We start from the raw sequence: 20303 nt of genomic DNA on the forward strand, positions 1-20303 counted from the left end.
AAAGTTTCCCTTTTGTGGTATAATAGATAGAGTGAGGAAGTCCATGCAAAATCAATTAAATGAATTAAAACGAAAAATGCTGGAATTTTTCCAGCAAAAACAAAAACATAAAAAATCAGCTAGACCTGGCAAGAAAGGTTCAAGTACCAAAAAATCTAAAACCTTAGATAAGTCAGCCGTTTTTCCAGCTATTTTACTGAGTATAAAAGCCTTATTTAACTTACTCTTTGTACTCGGTTTTCTAGGAGGAATGTTGGGAGCTGGGATTGCTTTGGGGTACGGAGTGGCCTTATTTGACAAGGTTCGGGTGCCTCAGACAGAAGAATTGGTACATCAGGTCAAGGACATCTCTTCTATTTCAGAGATTACCTATGCGGATGGGACGGTAATTGCTTCCATAGAGAGTGATTTGTTGCGCACTTCTATCTCATCTGAGCAAATTTCGGAAAATCTGAAGAAGGCTATCATTGCGACGGAAGACGAACACTTTAAAGAACATAAGGGTGTAGTACCCAAGGCGGTGATTCGTGCGACCTTGGGGAAATTTGTAGGTTTGGGTTCCTCTAGTGGGGGTTCAACCTTGACCCAGCAACTGATTAAACAGCAGGTGGTTGGGGATGCGCCGACCTTGGCTCGTAAGGCGACAGAGATTGTGGATGCTCTTGCCTTGGAACGCGCCATGAATAAAGATGAGATTTTAACGACCTATCTCAATGTGGCTCCCTTTGGCCGAAATAATAAGGGGCAGAATATTGCAGGAGCTCAGCAGGCGGCTGAGGGGATTTTCGGTGTCGATGCCAGTCAGTTGACTGTTCCTCAAGCAGCATTTTTAGCAGGACTTCCACAGAGTCCCATTACTTACTCTCCTTATGAAAATACTGGGGAGTTGAAGAGTGATGAAGACCTAGAAATTGGCTTAAGACGGGCTAAGGCAGTTCTTTACAGTATGTATCGTACAGGTGCCTTAAGCAAGGACGAGTATTCTCAGTACAAGGATTATGACCTTAAACAGGACTTTTTACCATCGGGCACGGTCACAGGAATTTCACGAGACTATTTATACTTTACAACTTTGGCAGAAGCTCAAGAACGTATGTATGACTATCTAGCTCAGAGAGACAATGTCTCCACTAAGGAATTGAAAAATGAGGCAACTCAGAAGTTTTATCGTGATTTGGCAGCCAAGGAAATTGAAAATGGTGGTTATAAGATTACTACTACCATAGACCAGAAAATTCATTCTGCCATGCAAAATGCGGTTGCTGACTATGGCTATCTTTTAGACGATGGAACAGGTCGTGTAGAAGTAGGAAATGTCTTGATGGACAACCAAACAGGTGCTATTCTAGGCTTTGTAGGTGGTCGCAATTATCAAGAAAATCAAAATAATCATGCCTTTGATACTAAGCGCTCACCAGCTTCTACTACCAAGCCTTTGCTGGCCTACGGTATTGCTATTGACCAGGGCTTGATGGGAAGCGAAACGATTCTATCTAACTATCCAACAAACTTTGCCAATGGCAATCCGATTATGTATGCTAATAGCAAGGGAACAGGAATGATGACCTTGGGAGAAGCTCTGAACTATTCATGGAATATCCCGGCTTACTGGACCTACCGTATGCTCCGTGAAAAGGGTGTGGATGTCAAAGGTTATATGGAAAAGATGGGCTACGAGATTCCTGAGTACGATATTGAGAGCTTGCCAATGGGTGGTGGTATTGAAGTCACAGTTGCCCAGCATACCAATGGCTATCAGACCTTGGCTAATAATGGAGTTTATCATCAGAAGCATGTGATTTCAAAGATTGAAGCAGCAGATGGTAGAGTGGTGTATGAGTATCAGGACAAACCGGTTCAAGTCTATTCAAAAGCTACTGCGACAATTATGCAGAGCTTGTTGCGAGAAGTTCTATCCTCTCGTGTGACAACAACCTTCAAGACGAATCTGACTGCTTTAAATCCTACTCTGGCTAATGCAGATTGGATTGGGAAGACTGGTACAACCAACCAAGACGAAAATATGTGGCTTATGCTTTCGACACCTAGATTAACCCTAGGTGGCTGGATTGGGCATGATGATAATCATTCATTGTCACGTAGAGCAGGTTATTCTAATAACTCTAATTACATGGCTCATCTAGTAAATGCGATTCAGAAAGCCTCCCCAAGCATTTGGGGGAACGAGCGCTTTGCTTTAGATCCTAGTGTAGTGAAATCGGAAGTCTTGAAATCAACAGGTCAAAAACCAGGGAAGGTTTCTGTTGAAGGAAAAGAAGTAGAGGTCACAGGTTCGACTGTTACCAGCTATTGGGCTAATAAGTCAGGAGCGCCAGCGACAAGTTATCGCTTTGCTATTGGCGGAAGTGATGCGGATTATCAGAATGCTTGGTCTAGTATTGTGAGGAGTCTACCAACTCCATCAAGCTCCAGCAGTTCAAGTAGTAGTTCTAGCGATAGCAGTAACTCAAGTGCTACACGACCTTCTTCTTCAAGGGCGAGACGATAATTCTCTAAATGAAGTGGCGAATCAATGGATTGCCACTTTTTTCTTTTTTCCTTTCGTGTTACAATAAAGGTATGAATCAGTATCAGAAAAAGATTGTTAAAGGAACTATTTATTCGCTCCTATCCGGCTTAATCTGGGGAATCTGTGGAATTCTAGGAGAGTATTTCTTTACTCATTACCAGGTGTCTTCTGGCTGGATTACCTCTATGCGATTGACACTAGCAGGGAGTCTTGTACTCATTTGGTCTGCAATACAATTAAAATCGCAAGTGCTAGATATTTGGCGAGACAAGAAAAATTACCTACCCTTTTTGGCCTATGCTATTTTGGGGATTTTTTCAGTCCAGTATTTTTTCTATCTCTGTGTAGAATACTCAAATGCAGCGACAGCGACTATTTTACAGTTTATCAGTCCTGTCTTTATCCTCTTTTACAATCGCTTGGTTTATCAAAAACGAGCGTCAAAAAGTGCTATTTTCTATGTTTTGATTGCTATGCTGGGTGTTTGCTTGATGGCGACAAAGGGAGATCTCTCTCAGTTATCCATGACACCACTAGCCCTTGTGACGGGCTTACTGAGTGCTATGGGTGTTATGTTTAATGTTATCTTGCCCCAGCCTTTTGCGAAGCGCTATGGTTTTGTACCCACGGTTGGGTGGGGGATGATTTTGGCAGGTTTATTTAGCAATGTTCTCTCGCCAGTGCATCAGCTTTCCTTTACTCTTGATATTTGGAGTATCTTGATTTGTCTCATTATCGCTTTCTTTGGGACGGCTTTTGCTTTTTTTATTTCCATGAAGGCGGTGTCCTTGGTTTCTCCTTTGGTGGTTTCCGTTATCAGTGCCAGTGAACCTCTCTCTTCTGCTCTCTTGAGTGTTTTGTTCTTAGGCCTGGTAGTGGATTGGTCACTCCTTCTAGCTATGGCCTTGATTATTTTACCCATGATATTTTTGTCTATAGAAGAAGCGAAAGAAAGTAGATAAAAAGTCTTTTCTTAATTCTAAAAGTGTGCTATACTAGAATAGTCAATAAAACACGGGGAGATAGTTGTGAAGAGTGTTTTTAGGTTGTATCGGTAGGGGTTTGCTTTTACCGACAGCACGTTTTATCTCACATCCCTAAAAAATCATACCTAAAAACAGACAAAAAGGCTTCAAATTTGAGGCTTTTTTTGGTAGAATAGTTATCATTATAAAGAATGAGAGGTTTTTTTATGACTGCTACAAAAATGAATGCTCAAGAAATTATCCAATTTATCGCTAATGCTGAGAAGAAAACCAGTGTGAAAGTAACTTTTGAGGGACAACTCGCAACTGCTGTACCTAGCTCGGTTGTTAGACTAGGGAATGTTTTATTTGGAGACTGGAAGGACGTGGCTCCGCTTCTCAATGGTTTGGTAGAAAATCAAGACTATGTTGTTGAGCAAGATGCCCGCAATTCTGCAGTTCCTTTGCTAGATAAACGTGCTATCAACGCTCGTATCGAGCCAGGCGCTATTATCCGTGACCAGGTAGAAATTGGTGACAATGCTGTTATCATGATGGGAGCTGTTATCAATATCGGTGCTGAAATCGGTGCAGGAACCATGATTGACATGGGGGCTATCCTTGGTGGCCGTGCCATCGTTGGGAAAAATAGCCACGTTGGTGCAGGTGCAGTTTTAGCAGGTGTGATTGAGCCAGCTAGCGCAGAACCAGTCCGTGTTGGAGACAATGTTCTTATCGGTGCCAATGCAGTGGTTATCGAAGGAGTCCAAATCGGTAGTGGTTCAGTTGTCGCAGCAGGAGCTATCGTTACCCAAGATGTTCCAGAAAATGTAGTAGTAGCAGGTGTTCCAGCTCGAATTATCAAAGAGATTGATGCCCAAACTCAACAAAAAACAGCGCTAGAGGATGCGCTTCGTACCTTGTAATTTGTAAAAGAAAAATAGAGGCGGGACCCTTTTTCCAGCCTCTTTCTGCTATATAGGAGGATAGATAGATGTTAGATTTGATTCAGACTAGACGAGATTTGCACCAGATTCCAGAGATTGGCTTGGAGGAGTTCAAGACTCATGCTTATTTGCTGGATGTGATTGAGAAATTGACTGCGGGCAAGGAGTTTGTTCAAGTTCGTACTTGGCGGACAGGTATTTTGGTTTACTTGCAGGGAAGTCAGCCAGAGCGTACTATTGGTTGGCGGACGGATATTGATGGTCTGCCTATCGTTGAACAAACAGGACTTCCTTTTGCTTCTCAGCATCAAGGTCGCATGCACGCTTGTGGTCATGATTTCCACATGACTATTGCCTTAGGCTGTCTCGAGCGCGCCCTTGAGGAACAACCTAAAAATAATCTACTCTTCCTATTTCAGCCTGCTGAAGAAAATGAAGCTGGTGGCATGCTCATGTATGAGGATGGCGCTTTTGGAGACTGGTTGCCAGACCAGTTTTATGGGCTTCATGTTCGACCAGATTTGAAGGTTGGTCAGATTGCGACCAATACTCATACACTCTTTGCAGGAACTTGCGAGGTGAAGATTCGTTTCAAAGGCAAAGGAGGACACGCAGCCTTTCCACATGAAGCTAATGACGCCTTGGTGGCAGCTAGTTACTTTGTGACCCAGGTGCAGTCAGTTGTCAGCCGCAATGTCAACCCAATCGAGGGAGCGGTGGTGACCTTTGGAGTTTTCCAAGCTGGAACAACCAACAATGTTATCACAGATACAGCCTTTTTGCATGGAACTATTCGGGCCTTGACTCAGGACATGAGTCTCTTGGTACAAAAGCGGGTCAAAACAGTTGCAGAAGGAGTTGCAGCTGCCTTTGATATGGAAGTCGAAGTGGAACTCAAACAAGGTGGATACCTACCTGTTGAGAACCATCCAGCCTTGGCGCGTGAACTAATGGACTTTTTTGAAGAGAAAGACGGAATTGAGTTGATTGATATCGAGCCTGCTATGACAGGCGAGGACTTTGGTTATCTCCTTTCAAAGGTTGATGGCGTGATGTTTTGGCTGGGTATCGATAGTCCCTACGCCCTTCATCACCCTCAGATGGCTCCTAAGGAAGAAGCATTAGCTATTGGGGTGGATGCGGTCTCTAGTTTCCTGAAAAAGAAGGCAGCAGAGTAGAGGGGTTGTCTATGAAATCGGAACTACGCAAGCAAGTCTTGCAAGAAATGAAGGCTATATCTCAAGAGCAAAAACAGGCTATAGAGCAAGCTTTAACCGAGCGGCTTTTACACCATCCCTTCTACCAAGAAGCCAAGGTCATCGCAACCTATCTCTCTTTTCCGCACGAATTTCAAACGCAGGGATTGATTGAGCAGGCGCTGAGGGACGGCAAGAAGGTTCTGATACCCAAAACCTATTCCAAGGGGCGCATGGACTTTGTGGTCTATGATCTGCAACAACTGGTCAAAACTTCCTTTGGCTTACTGGAACCACAGGGAAATTTGGAAGTGGTAGATGCCTCTCAGATTGATTTGATTCATGTCCCAGGGCTAGCTTTTACGATGGAAGGCTATCGGATTGGCTATGGCGGAGGTTATTATGACCGCTATCTGGAACAGTTTACTGGTCATACTTTGAGTACGGTTTATCATTATCAAGTTCAGGATTTTATCCCTGAAAACCATGATATTCCTGTTCAGGAGGTTTTGATTGATGAAGGAAATCTTTGATAGGCGTTACCCTGTGACGAGTTTCTTTCTTTTAGTGACGGCCGTGGTATTTCTACTAATGTTGGTAACTACAGGAGGAAACTTTGACAGGGCGGATACTCTATTTCGATTTGGAGCCATGTATGGGCCTGCCATTCGCCTCTTTCCCGAGCAAATTTGGCGTCTCTTTTCGGCTATTTTTGTTCATATTGGGTGGGAGCATTTCATTGTTAATATGCTTTCACTTTATTATCTTGGAAGGCAGGTAGAGGAGATTTTCGGTTCTAAGCAGTTTTTTTTTCTCTATCTTTTATCAGGAATGATGGGCAATCTCTTTGTTTTTGTATTTAGTCCCAAATCCTTAGCAGCAGGTGCATCCACCTCCCTTTATGGTCTATTTGCCGCGATTATCATTCTTCGCTATGCAACTCGTAATCCTTATATCCAACAGCTAGGACAGTCTTATCTGACACTTTTTGTGATTAACATTATTGGAAGTGTTCTGATTCCAGGAATCAGCCTAGCAGGCCATATCGGAGGTGCAGTTGGTGGTGCATTTCTAGCAATTATCTTTCCAGTTAGAGGAGAAAGACGGATGTATAGTGCTAGTCAGAGACTGGTAGCGTTAGTCTTGTTCGTAGGACTCGCAGTCTTACTTCTCTACAAGGGAATGGGATGAAAATTTGTGAAATGAAAAAAGATAAGGCATTTTTTGAACCTTATCTTTTTTTATTTTATACTCAATGAAAATCAAAGAGCAAACTAGGAAGCTAACCGCAGGCTATACTTGAGTACGGCAAGGTGAAGCTAACGTGGTTTGAAGAGATTTTCGAAGAGTATTATTCCTTCTCAGCCAATTCTTTTCCCAGTTGGATGAGGTAATCTTTTAAGTCATCTTTGACTTGTGGATGTTTGAGGGCGTAGTCAATAGATGTTTTCATAAATCCAAACTTATCCCCAACGTCGTAACGAGCTCCTGTAAATTCACGGGCAAAAACACGCTGTGTTTTATTGAGCGTATCAATAGCATCAGTAAGTTGGATTTCATTTCCAGCACCAGGAGCTTGCTTTTCGAGGATATCAAAAATCTCAGGTGTGAGTAGATAGCGACCGATGATTGCAAAATCACTTGGTGCATCTTCGGTCGCTGGTTTTTCAACGAAAGTTTCAACGCTATAGAGTCCGTTGATTCCTTCACCTTGAGGAGCAATGACTCCATATGATGAAACGTCTTCGTGTGGTACGGGCATGACAGCAATGGTTGATGCGTGTGTCTTTTCGTAATCCTTCATCAGTTGTTTTGTCAAAGGAACGGCGTTCTCATCTGTGATGTCCATAAGGTCATCACCCAGCATAACAACGAAGGGCTCATTCCCTACAAAAGCTTTGGCTTGTAGGACAGCATCTCCAAGACCACGAGGGTGAGTTTGGCGGATGAAATGAAGGCGCATGCCAGTTGCTTCATCTACTAATTTTAACAGATCTGTTTTACCTTTTTCTTTGAGGTTGTACTCAAGCTCAAAATTTGAATCAAAGTGGTCCTCAATAGAGCGTTTTGATTTACCAGTGACAACCAGAATATCTTCAATACCTGATTTGAGAGCTTCTTCCACGATAAACTGGATAGTTGGTTTGTCTACAATTGGCAACATTTCTTTAGCAAGGGCCTTGGTTGCTGGTAAAAATCGAGTTCCTAGTCCAGCGGCAGGAATGACTGCTTTTCTAACTTTCAGTGCCATAAGAATCCTTTCTCTAGAGGGTTAAGACCACTCATTTTCTGCTTTAAATTCATTGTTCATGATATTATAAATGGCATCTTTGATATTGGTTCCTTGGTAAATAACTTGGTAAATGGCATGCGTAATCGGCATATAGACTCCAAGTTCTTGCGCTAGCTCATAGGCTGCTCGAGTCGTTGAAATTCCTTCAATCACCATGCCCATATTGGCTTCGATATCAGCTAGGGATTCTCCACGACCAAGAGCATCTCCGGCTCTCCAGTTACGAGAGTGGATGGAGGTTCCTGTTACGATCAAATCTCCCATACCAGATAAGCCGCTATAGGTCAGTGGATTAGCCCCGAGTGCTACCCCTAGGCGGGTGATTTCTGCCAAGCCTCGAGCGATGATGGCTGCCTTAGCGTTGTCACCAAATCCCAAACCATGTAAAGCTCCGGCACCGACAGCGATAATATTTTTAAGAGCACCAGCGGTTTCGACCCCGATAACATCCGTATTGGTATAAAGTCGGAAGTAGTGATTACTAAATAGCTCCTGAACGTATTGAGCTGTGTGTAAATCTTTAGAAGCAGCAGTGATTAAAGTCAGGTCACGCACAATGGTCTCTTCTGCATGACTAGGACCTGAAACAACGACAATATCACTGCGGAGATGTTCAGGAATTTCTTCTTCAAGGATGGTTGATAATCGTTTATGGCTATCAGGTTCTAATCCCTTTGATGCGTGCATGATGATAACCTTATGGTCCAAGGTTTGTGCAACTTGTTGGGCAACAAGTCGTGTCACTTTTGTTGGGACAACAAACAAAATCGCATCCACATCTCTCAGTGCCTCTGCTAAGTCGGTGTAGGCAATGATATTTTCATCTAGAACGACATCTTTAAAGTAGTGCTTGTTAGTATGGTAGGTATTAATTTCATTGATTTGTTCGGGAAGATTTCCCCAAATACGTACCTCGTGTCCATTGTCATTTAAGACTTGTGAAAGGGCAGTTCCCCAGGAACCAGGCCCCAAGACGGCGACGGTTTGTTTTTTCATGATTTCCTCCTTAATAGAGTCCTTTCTCTTATTCTATCATATTCTAGAGGATTTTGCACTTGCATTGCTGGGAAGTGGTGTCTTTGTGACTTCAAAAATACACAAAAACCGGGGCTAGTATTAAACTCTCAGTCTTTAGTTAAAGTGAGAAGAAATCTGATAGATAGTTTGATTCAGTATATGCTTATAATAGAGGTAAACAACTCAGGAGGTTCTTGTAGCTTGCGAGAGTTTGGCGAAAAAATTAAAAGATTACGTTTGGCTAAAAAAATCAGTAGTTCAGAATTTTGTGGCGATGAGTCTGAATGAAGTATCCGTCAATTAATTAGAATTGAAAATGGAGAATCCAGACCAACACTAACAAAGTTAAAATATATCGCTGAACGTTTGGGGGTTGAAGATTACAAGTTGATGCCAAGTTATATAGAGTTGGATAAGGAATACCTAGAATTGAAGTATTTCTTGATGAGGACTCCTACATACGAAGATGAAACTATCGCCCAAAAGAAAGAGAGTGTTTTTGATAAGATTTTTGAAGAGTATTATGATAGGCTACCTGAGGAAGAAAGATTTATCATCCCAAATTATTCATATCTGGCACTAACGAACTACACAGTTCAAAAATCACCAGAAAAGCTAGTTAAACTACTGTCCTTCTGGTGATTTTGCTTGATTTCTAATATTTGAGACATGATTGAGGAGATTTGTCTTGATTTTTTCCTAAAAAAGGGCAGACTCCTCCCTTGGTTTGATGCGCGATTTCTAAAATAAGGTGACTTATTGTTAGGCATGTTTTCCCCTGCCCTCTAGCTCTATATGGAATAGGGAGTATCAGATTTATCTGGCAGATTGTATCAAATAAGGCTTGAAACTGTTTTGAATAGGCGTATAGACTTGAGAATTTGAGAATATGTCGTCTAGCAGTAGAGACATATTTTCCGGCAATATGAAGGAAGAGAGGTCGAAAACGCTTGATAGTCAAGGACTTTACTTCATCATCAGCTAGCTGCTTTAAAAAGAGGTAGAGATTATAAGCCAGACAGCCCATCATCATACGTACTTCATTCTTAATCATGGTCGAACTATCTGTTTTATCCCCAAAGAATCCTGCTTTCCTTTCTTTGATAAAGTTTTCAGCATTCCCTCGTTCACGATAGAATTGAAACAGCTCCTCACTATCTACACTGCTTAAATTGTTCAGATGAACTTTTTTACAACCATAAAAAAGAGCACTTAATCGTACTCTTCTCTTTTAAGGATTAGTTGAATTAATTCAAATCCACTAGTTCTCCTGTTTCTAGGTAGACTAGGCGTTCACAAATGTTAGCAATGTAATCAGCGAAGCGTTCCAGATGTCCTATGATATAAAGGTATTGAGTTCCATTGGGAATTGAGGTTTCTTGGTCTTTCATAAGTCCAATGATTTCCTTTGATAAGGCATAATAATATTGGTCAATCTGTTCATCTTTTTGAGCAATACTAATAGCTTTTGAGGCTTGGTGCAAAGGAAAGGCAACCAATAAATCGGCCAGCATGCTGAGGGATAATTTACCCATTTGGTGTAACTGTTCTTCGCCAGGGGCTAGTTGATTTTCTTTTAGTTGCAAAACAGCTTTGGCAATGCCTGCCATATGGTCTCCCATACGTTCAAGGTCTGAACAAGAAGACATGATGCTAATCACAAATCGAAGGTCAGACACTTGTGGCTGCTGCAAGGCTAACAAACGGGCACAGGCCGATTCGATAGCGCTTTGACTTTGGTTGATAGCATGATCCTTATTGATAATTAGCTCTGCCATCTCCTTGTCTTTGGAGTCTAAGGCCAGTAAGGCTTTTGAAGCTGTTTCAAGGACAAGTTGTCCTAGTCCTAAAAAGGATTGTTCTAATTCATGCAATTCTAAATCAAATTGATTTCTCATAGGTTTTTCCTTCCTTATCCGAACCGTCCTGAAATATAGTCTTCTGTGCGCTGATCTTTTGGATTGGTAAACACGTCAACGGTATCTCCAAATTCGCAAATTTCTCCTGTTAAGAAAAAAGCAGTTTTATCTGAAATACGTGAAGCTTGTTGCATGTTATGGGTAACAATGATAATCGTATAATCCTTTTTTAGTTGCTGAATGAGGTCTTCAATTTTTAAAGTGGAGATAGGGTCTAAGGCTGAAGTAGGCTCATCCATTAACAGAATATCAGGTTCTACTGCTAAAGCTCGCGCAATGCAAAGGCGTTGCTGCTGACCGCCTGATAAGGACATGGCACTCTTTTTAAGATTATCTTTGACTTCGTCCCAAATGGCTGCCCCTTTTAAAGATTTTTCCACTAAGGCATCTAATTGTTTTTTGTCTCGAATACCATGTGTCCTTGGGCCATAAGCCACGTTATCATAGATAGACATGGCAAAGGGATTAGGCTGTTGGAAAACCATCCCTACACGCTTACGTAGCTGATTAAGGTTGAATTTGCTACTATAAATATCTTGCTCATCTAAGAGGACTTGGCCTTCAATATGGCAAGAAGGAACCAAATCGTTCATCCGATTAAGGGTTTTTAGAAAAGTTGATTTACCACAACCAGATGGGCCTATCAAGGCAGTAATCTGTCTTTCTGGTAATTGAATCGAAATATTTTTTAAGGCTTGAAAGTCCCCGTAAAATAAGTCTAGGTGTCTGACTGAAAATGTTCCCATACTAGGAAGCTCCTTTCACAAGTTTTCGAGATAATAAGCTTGATAGAGTATTTATCATTAAAACAGTAATAATCAAAATCACACCGGTAGCATAGGCTTCATTGACATGTAGCCCCTCACTTGACAGCATATACATATGCAGGGCTAGAGAACGACCTGAAGACATGAGACTACTTGGCGTATTGGTAGAGGTACCTAATGTATACATGAGGGCAGCTGTCTCACCAACGATACGGCCAATAGCTAGTATCACTCCAGCTAAAATACCTGGCATGGCAACTGGTAGAACAATTCTAAAAACAGTCCGTAACTTACCTGCCCCAAGTCCATAACTTGCTTGACGCATGCTATCACTAACAGATAAAAGGGCTTCTTCTGTTGAGCGAATAATGACTGGCAACACCATGATGACTGAGGTTAAGATTCCTGATAACAGAGAGTATTGAAAACCTAAGAAGACTACAAAGAAGAGCATGCCAAACAGACCAAAAACAATGGAAGGAATCCCAGACAAGGTATCTGAGGCCAATCGCATGATTTTAACACAAAGGGAATCTTTTTTTGTATATTCCACAAGATAAAAACCAGCAAAAATCCCTATGGGCAAGGCTAAAAGAAGAGCACCAAAGACCAGAATAACGGTGGAAATAATCGCTGGCATAAGGGAAATGTTCTCAGAAGTATAAGTCCAAGAAAAGAGGGATAGACTTAGATGAGGTAAGCCTTTGATGAGGATAAAACCAATGATTAAAAAGAGAGAGCCAAAGGTTAAAGCTGAAAAACAATAAACGAGAAGTTTTAGCAGGTATTTACTCATAAGATGATTTTCCTTTCAAGTAGGCAAAGTAGGCATTAATCAAGAGAATAAGGAAAAAGAGAACTGCTGAGGTTGCAATAAGGGCTTCCCTATGCTGACCTGATGCGTAAGCCATTTCCAGAACAATATTGGTTGTTAAGGTTCTGGTTCCTGAAAAGAGCCCACTTGGAATAATCGGCTGGTTGCCTGCCACCAAAATAACTGCCATGGTTTCACCTACTGCGCGACCGATTCCTAAAATAACTGCTGATAAAATACCAGATCTCGCAGCTGGCAAGATGACACTAAAAATACTCCGTTCATGACTAGCTCCTAGAGCCAAGCTACCAGAATAATACGTTTTGGGAACTGTTCGGATAGCAGATTCTGACAAACTGATAATGGTTGGCAAAATCATTATTCCTAATAGTAACGAAGCGGTTAGGACACTCATGCCATTTCCTAAAAAGGTTCTAATCCAAGGCACCAATAATTGTAGGCCGAAAAAACCATAAACAATAGATGGAATGGCCGCCATCAAGTTGATAGCTGATTTTAAGAAGCCATAGACGGGCTTTGGACAATAATAAACCATAAACACCGATGTCAAGATGCCTGTTGGCACCCCAATCACAATCGCTCCTAAGGTAATTAATAAGGAACCAACGATCATTGGTAAAATACCATAGCTTGCCGGAATGTTCGTTGGCGACCAATCACTGCCTAATAAAAAACGGGCAAAGCCGTAGTTAGCCATGAAAGGTAAGCCATTACTAAAAATAAAGAAACAGATTAGCAAAATAGCTACAACAGCTACTGTTGCACTCATGAAAAAAATTGCCCTAAAAACTGCTTCTTTGAAGGCTTGTTTTGTCACATCTTGTCCTTTCTAGTGAAGAAAGTAAGGGAGATACGACACCTCCCTACTTGCCTTCTTTATCTTATTGTACGATGAAACGTCTGCATCTCTTTAGAGATTTATGGAGCAAACATTTTATTTAATCTTGTCCCAGGTGGTTAATTTGCCACTAAAAACGTCTGCAAGTTCAGCCATACTGACTTGGCTTGCCTTATTGTCATTATTGACCACAACAGCAATACCGTCTAAAGCAATAGCATCATGGCTGAGACTCTTACCTTCTTCAGGAGTTAATTCCCTAGAAACCATACCAATATCAGCGGTTTTCTCCTTAACAGCGGTAATACCTGCTGAAGACCCATTAGAGGTAATATCAATCGTAACTTCTGGATTTTCTTTTTTATAAGCTTCTGCTAATTTTTCCATTAAAGGAGATACTGAAGTGGAACCTACAACAGACAACTTGCCTGATAAGTGTTGGCTTGTATATTCTGTGGTTTCGGTTTTAGCTTCAATAAATTTATTATCTGTGACCACTTGTTGACCTTGTTTGGAGTGGATAAAGCTGATAAAATCTTGACCTAGCTTGGAAAGATTAGAAGACCAAACAATGTTGAAGGGACGTTGAAGAGGGTATTTACCATCTAAAACTGTGTCTCGACTAGCCTTGATACCATCAATCTCTAAAGCCTTGACAGATTTCGTTAAAGATCCCAAGGAGATGTAGCCGATAGCATTAGCATTCCCTTGAACTGCTGAGAGAACACCTTCTGTGCTATTTTGAATCACAGCTGTTTTGGCAGTGTTGTCAATTTTTTTATCACCGTCTTTTTTGAGAATCCCTGTGATTTCTGTGAAGGCACCCCGTGTTCCAGAGCCATTTTCTCGTGAAATCACCTCAATCGTTTCTGAAGCTGACTGTTTGGAAGCAGATGACTGATTGCCACAGGCAACAAGCCCAAATCCTGATAAGCCAATGGCTGCAAGAGTAAGCATTTTTTTGAATTTCATAATAATCACCTTTATTTCTATGTATTTTTCTTGTGTAGGATTACTACACTTATAGTCTAACAAGTCTTTGTAAAGGTTTATCCCTGATTCATGTAAAGATTGTGTAAAGAATCAAAAAAGCCACTTTTGAAAAGTGGCTGCTCCTAAAAATAGCTTTAAAAATTATTAGTCCTGTGCGAAAGATTGGTTAGGAAGAAAAATCGTGAAGCAACTGCCTCTGCCAAGCTGACTCGTCACCGTGACTTGGCCACCTAATAATTGACTAAGTTCTTTGACAATAGCAAGGCCAAGACCAGTGCCACCAGTTTGTCTGCTTCGACCTTTATTAACTCGGTAAAAACGTTCAAAAATACGATCCTGCTCTAATTGACTAATACCAATCCCTGTATCTGACACAGAAATCTTAATGCCTTCGTTCACCTTTTGGGTCTTGACCTCAATTTTTCCCCCTTGTTCAGTGTAACGGATGGCATTGGTTAAAAGATTGAGTAAGATTTGGGAAAGTAATTGACTATCTGATACGAGGGTGACATCATCTGGCACCTGCACCTTTAGCTGTAAATCCTTCTTCTTGAGCTGAGGTTGCAAGCTTTGAGTCAAATCCTGTACAAATTCTGCCAAAGAAAGGGTCGTCCATTGTACAGGCATTTGTTGAGCCTTAGATAAGGTAAGAAGATGCTCAACAATATGCTCAAGACGCAAGCTTTCTTTGTAAATAATGTCTAGAAAGTCATCCTTGAGCGCTTCTTCTTCAACTGACATCCCCTTAATGGTTTCAGCAAAGCCCTTAATCGAAGTAACTGGTGTCCTCAATTCATGGGAGGCATTTGAAACAAAGGCTAAATTTAACTTTTCATAAGTTCTAATCGTTGTTAAATCATATAGCAAGACGAGCACAGCTTCCACAGATTGGGTGGGGCTAAAAACGGGAACTGCTGTCACTTCTAAAATCAAGTCACCCTCATGAAACCCACTTACTTCTTGTTTTAACCTTGTTTTTTGATCAAAGGCTTGGTGAACTAAATTCCGAATATCCATCCGTTTGAGGTCATCAAGTGAACTTATGTCGCCGTCCACATCGGGAAAATAATGAGGCAGAGAGCGACTGGATAATAACATCTGACCTTGAGCGGAAACTAAAAACGTCCCCATGGTTAGGTGCGACAGAAGAACCTCCATTGTTTCGGCTAGGTCCTTGTATTGCTGATCCTGTTGGGAGACTTTGGTTTTTAGGCCAGACACATACTGAGCCAAAGACTTTAAGTCTTCTTGCCCTTTTTCTAAAAAGTATTCACTACTGGTCAAGAGAGGTTGGTGCAAGGTCTCAAAAGCAACTTCCCATTTCCAAAGGCAAAAGAGCCAGTAGCTACCTAGTCCCAAAGAAAGGGCTAGAAGAAAGAGACCGATGCCTTTACTGATCCAAGTTAATGCCATCCCTGCAATCAGAATGAGGCTAACACTTAGATTGACTAGCCAAAATTGAAGGTAGCGTTTCATCTATAACTCCTTGAACTTATAACCATAACCCCGAATGGTTCGAATAAATTGAGGGGCTTTAGGATTGTCTTCAATTTTTTCCCTCAACTTACCAATATGAACGTCCACCAAACGTGTTTCCTGCCCAAAGTCATACCCCCAGATACGTTCCAAAAGACGCTCTCTAGTCAGTGTCATGTTGGGATGTTTCATAAGATAGAGCAAGAGTTCAAATTCTTTTGGGGTCAAACTCAGTAACTTATTCGCCTTGTAGACTTCATGACGCTCAGGGTATACTTTCAAGGTTCCAAATAGCCAAGAATCGTCAGCGATATTATCTGAATCATCTCCTTCTTGTTCTCCTTTAGTTCGCCTGAGGACAGCCTTGACACGCGCCAGCAATTCTCTAGGGCTAAAAGGCTTGGTCAGGTAGTCATCAGCCCCTAATTCCAAGGCCAAAACCTTATCAAATTCATCACTTTTCGCAGAAACCATCATAATTGGAGTTTTGACGCCTTTGGCTCTCAGCCGCTTACAAACTTCTATGCCATCTAATTGTGGTAACATGATATCAAGCAAGATAAAATCAAAGGGTTCTGTTTCTGCCAAAGCTAAGGCCTTCCGTCCATTTGTTACCAATTGAGTAGAAAAGCCTTCCTTACTTAAATGGTAGTCAAGCAATCTCAGAATGTGTTCTTCATCATCCACTAATAAGACTTGTTTTGTCATCTATTATCTCCTATTGGTAACATTATAACACAATTATCAGAAATCCTAACATTGCTAAATCAGATTAAATTTGCTTATCAAGACTAGGATCTGGTCAAACGCTCAATCATCTCCTTGTGCTCTAGATAGGTCGCCAGTAGATCTACCCTTTCAAATAATTCAAAATCCTCAAATTCAAAACCAGGAGCAACAAGACAAGAAACCAGAGCATAATCCTTATCAACTTCAAGAACTTCTCTCAGTTCTGAGGACACGGTAATGATTGATGCGACGGAAGTAAAAATCCATCGCCCTAAAAAACAATTAGCGAATGATTCTGGTAAAAAGAAATGCCACGCTATGAAGGCTCAAGCGATTGTCACAAGTCAAGGGAGAATTGTTTCTTTGGATATCGCTGTGAACTATTATCATGATATGAAGTTGTTCAAAATGAGTCGCAGAAATATCGGACAAGCTGGTAAAATCTTGGCTGACAGTGCTTATCAAGGGCTCATGAAGCTATATCCTCAAGCGCAAACTCCACGTAAATCCAGCAAACTCAAGCCGCTAACAGCTGAAGAGAAAGCCTGTAACCATGCGCTATCTAAGGAGAGAATCAAGGTTGAGAGTATTTTTGACAAAGTATAGTAGATTGAAACTAGAATAGTACACCTCTACTTCTAAAACATTGTTAGAAATCGATTTGACTGTCTTGATTGATTTGTCCTGTTCTTATTTCATTTCACTATGAAAACGTTTAAAATATTTTCAACAACCTATCGAAATCATCGTAAACGCTTCGGATTACGAATGAATTTGATTGTTGGTATTATCAATCATGAACTAGGATTCTAGTTTTGCAGGAAGTCTATTATTTGGTTAGGTGAATTAGTAAAGCGATTAGGCAAATCGCCATAGTTACGACGTCATGGTCTCTAAATCGATTATATTTAGAGACCATGACTAGTGAAGCAGTTAGCTAGTCCGCACATACGCGGCTAGCGTCTAACAATTAGGAACTTTAGTTCCAATAACTTTAAGATTACGACGTTTTAGGACATAAATCGATCATATTTATGTCCTAAAACTAGTGAAGCGCCTAGCCAAATCCCTGATAGGATTTGGCGTTAGTTACTTAGATTGCTTAACAATCAAGTAATTAAAAGATTACGACATGAAACAAACCAAATCGATATTATTTAGTTTGGTGAATTAGTAAAGTGTTTAGGCAAGTATCTCTGGTTACGACGTCATGGTCTCTAAATCGATTATATTTAGAGACCATGACTAGTGAAGCAGTTAGCTAGTCCGCATATAAGCGACTAACGTCCAACAATTAGGAACTTTAGTTCCAATAACTTTAAGATTACGACGTTTTAGGACATAAATCGATCATATTTATGTCCTAAAACTAGTGAAGCGCCTAGCCAAAGTCCGAATAGGATTTGGCGTTAGTTACTTAGATTGCTTAACAATCAAGTAATTAAAAGATTACGACATGAAACAAACCAAATCGATATTATTTAGTTTGGTGAATTAGTAAAGTGTTTAGGCAAGTATCTCTGGTTACGACGTCATGGTCTCTAAATCGATTATATTTAGAGACCATGACTAGTGAAGCAGTTAGCTAGTCCGCACATACGCGGCTAGCGTCTAACAATTAGGAACTTTAGTTCCAATAACTTTAAGATTACGACGTTTTAGGACATAAATCGATCATATTTATGTCCTAAAACTAGTGAAGCGCCTAGCCAAAGTCCGAATAGGATTTGGCGTTAGTTGCTTAGACTACTTTACAATAAAGTGATTAAAAGATTACGACATGAACCAAACCAAATCGATATTATTTGGTTTGGTGAATTAGTAAAGCGATTAGGCAAATCGCCATAGTTACGACGTCATGGTCTCTAAATCGATTATATTTAGAGACCATGACTAGTGAAGCAGTTAGCTAGTCCGCACATACGCGGCTAGCGTCTAACAATTAGGAACTTTAGTTCCAATTGTTAGTACTGAATCACATCTTCTCTGGCGCTTCTACTCCAAGCAAGCGAAGGGCTTCTTTGAGAACGACTGCGGTTGCGTAGCTGAGGGCTAGACGGCTGTCGCGTTCTGGGCTTTCATCCAAGATACGTGTATGTGCATAGTATTTGTTAAAGGATTGAGCTAGGTTAATTGCAAATTTAGCAATGATAGAAGGTTCAAAGTTATCTGCCGCACGGTTGATAATACGTGGGAAGTCTTGAATGAGTTTAATGATTTCCCAGCTTTCAGCATCATTCAAGCTATAGTTGCCAGCTGTTTCTGGTTTGAAATCCGCTTTGCGTAAGATCGATTGGATACGAACGTAGGCGTATTGAACATAAGGTCCAGTTTCACCCTCGAAGGATACCATGGCCTCTAAGTCGAAGTCATATCCGTTTGTACGGTCAGTCTTGAGGTCATAGAACTTAATGGCTCCAACCCCAACAGCATGTGCTACCTGATCTTTATTTTCCAATTCAGGATTTTTTGTTTCAATTTGGGCTTTTGCACGACTAATAGCCTCTGCAACAGTGGGCTCTAGCAAGATGACATTCCCTTTACGGGTAGAGAGTTTTTTCCCTTCTTTTGTAACCAAACCAAAAGGAACATGAGTAATGTCGTCACTCCAATCGTAGCCCATCTCTTGCAAGACAGCTTTGAGCTGTTTAAAGTGGGCAGATTGCTCTTGACCAACTACGTAGATAGATTTAGCAAATTGGTATTCGTTTTTACGGTAAAGGGCTGCAGCCAAGTCACGTGTGATATAGAGAGTTGCACCATCAGATTTTTTGATAAGGGCTGGATGTTCAATTCCATATTTCTCAAGATTCACAACTTGGGCACCTTCTGATTCAACAAGAAGGCCTTTTTCAGAAAGAATGTCTACAACTGCATCCATCTTATCGTTGTAGAAGGCTTCTCCGTTATAGCTGTCAAAATCAACCTGCAATTCATTGTAAAGGCGGTTAAATTCCACCAAACTTTCATCACGGAACCATTGCCAGAGAGCGAGGGCTTCCTCATCTCCATTTTCCAGTTTACGGAACCATTCGCGTGCTTCTTCATCCAAGCTAGGGTCATTTTCAGCCTCAGCATTGATGCGGACATAGAGTTTAAGAAGTTCATCAATTGGATGAGCTTTTACAGCTTCTTCGTCGCCCCATTTTTTGTAGGCAACAATCAACATCCCAAACTGTTTACCCCAGTCTCCCAAGTGGTTGACCTTGACTGTTTGATAACCGATTTTTTGGAAAATATGTGACAAGCTATCTCCGATAACAGTTGAGCGTAGGTGGCCAATAGAGAATGGCTTAGCGATATTGGGACTAGACATATCGATAACAACATTTTCTTGTTTGCCAATAGTTTGATCAGCATAGTGTTCTTTTTCAGTGATAACAGCTTGCAATACTTGAGCAGAAATGGCAGATTTATCAAGGAAAAAGTTGACGTAAGGTCCTGTTGCAACAACCTTTTCAAAGGCTTGGCTGTTAATTTTTTCAGCCAGTTCAGCCGCAATCATTTGAGGTGCTTTACGTTCGACTTTTGCAAGAGAAAAAGCAGGGAAAGCAATGTCTCCCATTTCTGAGTTTTTAGGGGTTTCCAGTAAATTTAAAATAGCCTCTTGGTCCAGGCTATCAATGACGCTAGCCAATTCGCTAGCAATCAATTCTTTTGTATTCATTAAGAGCTCCTTTTTGGACTTTTCTACTATTTTATCACAATTTTAAAGAAAGAAGAAAAAATTTTTGAAATCTCCTATTTTTTTGGTATAATATAGTTATAAAAATAGTTATAAATATTCACATAAGAGGA

The 20303-nt window shown here is 40.9% G+C and carries 17 protein-coding genes and 4 pseudogenes; 9 read left to right on the forward strand and 12 right to left on the reverse strand.

Translation table 11 applies throughout. From position 1 onward, the window contains the following. The first annotated feature begins 43 nt into the window (after positions 1-43). From pbp1b to HT693_RS09300, 6 genes are all read left to right on the forward strand, one after another. Positions 44-2509 carry a penicillin-binding protein PBP1B gene (pbp1b, locus tag HT693_RS09275; protein WP_138705732.1) on the forward strand — a complete coding sequence of 822 codons (2466 nt, stop codon included), beginning with the start codon at positions 44-46 and terminating at the stop codon, positions 2507-2509. Positions 2510-2580: 71 nt separating this feature from the next. Further along, entirely contained in the window at positions 2581-3492 is a 912-nt protein-coding gene (locus HT693_RS09280; protein ID WP_007285066.1) for a DMT family transporter, read from the forward strand. Between the two features lie 230 nt (positions 3493-3722). After that, a complete protein-coding gene (gene dapD, locus HT693_RS09285; RefSeq protein ID WP_000127477.1) occupies positions 3723-4421 on the forward strand; it encodes a 2,3,4,5-tetrahydropyridine-2,6-dicarboxylate N-acetyltransferase in 699 nt (232 codons plus the stop codon). A 68-nt stretch (positions 4422-4489) separates the two neighbouring features. Next, a complete protein-coding gene (locus HT693_RS09290; protein ID WP_000885081.1) occupies positions 4490-5620 on the forward strand; it encodes an N-acetyldiaminopimelate deacetylase in 1131 nt (376 codons plus the stop codon). 11 nt (positions 5621-5631) lie between these two features. After that, positions 5632-6171 carry a 5-formyltetrahydrofolate cyclo-ligase gene (locus HT693_RS09295; protein WP_000834335.1) on the forward strand — a complete coding sequence of 180 codons (540 nt, stop codon included), beginning with the start codon at positions 5632-5634 and terminating at the stop codon, positions 6169-6171. Further along, positions 6155-6829: a rhomboid family intramembrane serine protease gene (locus tag HT693_RS09300; protein WP_000658506.1), complete on the forward strand. Its 675-nt coding sequence runs from the start codon at positions 6155-6157 to the stop codon at positions 6827-6829. Before HT693_RS09295 ends, HT693_RS09300 begins: the two co-directional genes overlap by 17 nt. Positions 6830-6989: 160 nt before the next feature. On the opposite strand, the gene galU is transcribed toward HT693_RS09300, so the two are convergent. After that, a complete protein-coding gene (galU, locus tag HT693_RS09305; RefSeq protein ID WP_001185619.1) occupies positions 6990-7889 on the reverse strand; it encodes a UTP--glucose-1-phosphate uridylyltransferase GalU in 900 nt (299 codons plus the stop codon). Between the two features lie 21 nt (positions 7890-7910). Beyond that, the gene (locus HT693_RS09310; RefSeq protein ID WP_172925128.1) at positions 7911-8927 is read right to left on the reverse strand and encodes an NAD(P)H-dependent glycerol-3-phosphate dehydrogenase; all 1017 of its coding nucleotides are present in this window, start codon (positions 8925-8927) and stop codon (positions 7911-7913) included. A gap of 411 nt (positions 8928-9338) precedes the next feature. On the opposite strand from HT693_RS09310, the gene HT693_RS12275 reads away from it, so the two are divergent. Then, entirely contained in the window at positions 9339-9590 is a 252-nt protein-coding gene (locus HT693_RS12275; RefSeq protein ID WP_007284768.1) for a hypothetical protein, read from the forward strand. A 151-nt stretch (positions 9591-9741) separates the two neighbouring features. Here the strand turns inward: HT693_RS12275 and HT693_RS09320 are convergent. The 9 genes and pseudogenes from HT693_RS09320 to HT693_RS09360 all read right to left on the reverse strand — a co-directional run. Continuing rightward, positions 9742-10134: pseudogene (locus tag HT693_RS09320) on the reverse strand (transposase); the annotation flags it as partial. 61 nt (positions 10135-10195) lie between these two features. Next, a complete protein-coding gene (phoU, locus tag HT693_RS09325) occupies positions 10196-10846 on the reverse strand; it encodes a phosphate signaling complex protein PhoU (RefSeq protein ID WP_054392639.1) in 651 nt (216 codons plus the stop codon). Between the two features lie 14 nt (positions 10847-10860). Continuing rightward, on the reverse strand, positions 10861-11613 hold the full coding sequence (pstB, locus tag HT693_RS09330) for a phosphate ABC transporter ATP-binding protein PstB (RefSeq protein ID WP_000536446.1): 753 nt from the start codon (positions 11611-11613) through the stop codon (positions 10861-10863). Position 11614: 1 nt separating this feature from the next. Next, positions 11615-12430 carry a phosphate ABC transporter permease PstA gene (gene pstA / locus HT693_RS09335; protein WP_000049768.1) on the reverse strand — a complete coding sequence of 272 codons (816 nt, stop codon included), beginning with the start codon at positions 12428-12430 and terminating at the stop codon, positions 11615-11617. Next, entirely contained in the window at positions 12423-13286 is an 864-nt protein-coding gene (gene pstC, locus HT693_RS09340) for a phosphate ABC transporter permease subunit PstC (protein ID WP_000165893.1), read from the reverse strand. Before pstC ends, pstA begins: the two co-directional genes overlap by 8 nt. A 117-nt stretch (positions 13287-13403) precedes the next feature. After that, positions 13404-14279, reverse strand: a complete 876-nt coding sequence (locus HT693_RS09345; protein WP_138705154.1) for a substrate-binding domain-containing protein — start codon at positions 14277-14279, stop codon at positions 13404-13406. A 165-nt stretch (positions 14280-14444) separates the two neighbouring features. Next, positions 14445-15776, reverse strand: a complete 1332-nt coding sequence (locus HT693_RS09350) for an ATP-binding protein (RefSeq protein WP_023939913.1) — start codon at positions 15774-15776, stop codon at positions 14445-14447. Then, positions 15777-16484, reverse strand: coding sequence for a response regulator transcription factor (locus HT693_RS09355; RefSeq protein ID WP_000166478.1), 708 nt, complete (start codon positions 16482-16484; stop codon positions 15777-15779). Positions 16485-16567: 83 nt separating this feature from the next. Continuing rightward, positions 16568-16708 (reverse strand): annotated as a pseudogene (locus tag HT693_RS09360) (cupin domain-containing protein); the annotation flags it as partial. On the opposite strand from HT693_RS09360, the pseudogene HT693_RS09365 reads away from it, so the two are divergent. Together HT693_RS09365 and HT693_RS09370 are read left to right on the forward strand one after the other, a co-directional pair. Further along, positions 16701-17108 (forward strand): annotated as a pseudogene (locus HT693_RS09365) (transposase family protein); the annotation flags it as partial. The pseudogenes HT693_RS09360 and HT693_RS09365 sit on opposite strands and share 8 nt — an antisense overlap. A 102-nt stretch (positions 17109-17210) precedes the next feature. Further along, positions 17211-17318 (forward strand): annotated as a pseudogene (locus HT693_RS09370) (IS5/IS1182 family transposase); the annotation flags it as partial. A gap of 1162 nt (positions 17319-18480) precedes the next feature. Here HT693_RS09370 and argS read toward each other — a convergent pair. Continuing rightward, on the reverse strand, positions 18481-20172 hold the full coding sequence (argS, locus tag HT693_RS09375) for an arginine--tRNA ligase (protein ID WP_050207895.1): 1692 nt from the start codon (positions 20170-20172) through the stop codon (positions 18481-18483). Positions 20173-20303: the final 131 nt, after the last annotated feature.

The organism is Streptococcus sp. 2154 (assembly GCF_013277255.1).
Classification (GTDB): domain Bacteria; phylum Bacillota; class Bacilli; order Lactobacillales; family Streptococcaceae; genus Streptococcus; species Streptococcus pseudopneumoniae.

Bases quoted from the DNA above. Each gene is read 5' to 3' on its own strand.
- pbp1b (WP_138705732.1), top strand. From the start codon at position 44: ATGCAAAATCAATTAAATGAATTAAAACGAAAAATGCTGGAATTTTTC.
- HT693_RS09280 (WP_007285066.1), top strand. From the start codon at position 2,581: ATGAATCAGTATCAGAAAAAGATTGTTAAAGGAACTATTTATTCGCTC.
- dapD (WP_000127477.1), top strand. From the start codon at position 3,723: ATGACTGCTACAAAAATGAATGCTCAAGAAATTATCCAATTTATCGCT.
- HT693_RS09290 (WP_000885081.1), top strand. From the start codon at position 4,490: ATGTTAGATTTGATTCAGACTAGACGAGATTTGCACCAGATTCCAGAG.
- HT693_RS09295 (WP_000834335.1), top strand. From the start codon at position 5,632: ATGAAATCGGAACTACGCAAGCAAGTCTTGCAAGAAATGAAGGCTATA.
- HT693_RS09300 (WP_000658506.1), top strand. From the start codon at position 6,155: ATGAAGGAAATCTTTGATAGGCGTTACCCTGTGACGAGTTTCTTTCTT.
- galU (WP_001185619.1), bottom strand. From the start codon at position 7,889: ATGGCACTGAAAGTTAGAAAAGCAGTCATTCCTGCCGCTGGACTAGGA.
- HT693_RS09310 (WP_172925128.1), bottom strand. From the start codon at position 8,927: ATGAAAAAACAAACCGTCGCCGTCTTGGGGCCTGGTTCCTGGGGAACT.
- HT693_RS12275 (WP_007284768.1), top strand. From the start codon at position 9,339: ATGCCAAGTTATATAGAGTTGGATAAGGAATACCTAGAATTGAAGTAT.
- phoU (WP_054392639.1), bottom strand. From the start codon at position 10,846: ATGAGAAATCAATTTGATTTAGAATTGCATGAATTAGAACAATCCTTT.
- pstB (WP_000536446.1), bottom strand. From the start codon at position 11,613: ATGGGAACATTTTCAGTCAGACACCTAGACTTATTTTACGGGGACTTT.
- pstA (WP_000049768.1), bottom strand. From the start codon at position 12,430: ATGAGTAAATACCTGCTAAAACTTCTCGTTTATTGTTTTTCAGCTTTA.
- HT693_RS09345 (WP_138705154.1), bottom strand. From the start codon at position 14,279: ATGAAATTCAAAAAAATGCTTACTCTTGCAGCCATTGGCTTATCAGGA.
- HT693_RS09350 (WP_023939913.1), bottom strand. From the start codon at position 15,776: ATGAAACGCTACCTTCAATTTTGGCTAGTCAATCTAAGTGTTAGCCTC.
- HT693_RS09355 (WP_000166478.1), bottom strand. From the start codon at position 16,484: ATGACAAAACAAGTCTTATTAGTGGATGATGAAGAACACATTCTGAGA.
- argS (WP_050207895.1), bottom strand. From the start codon at position 20,172: ATGAATACAAAAGAATTGATTGCTAGCGAATTGGCTAGCGTCATTGAT.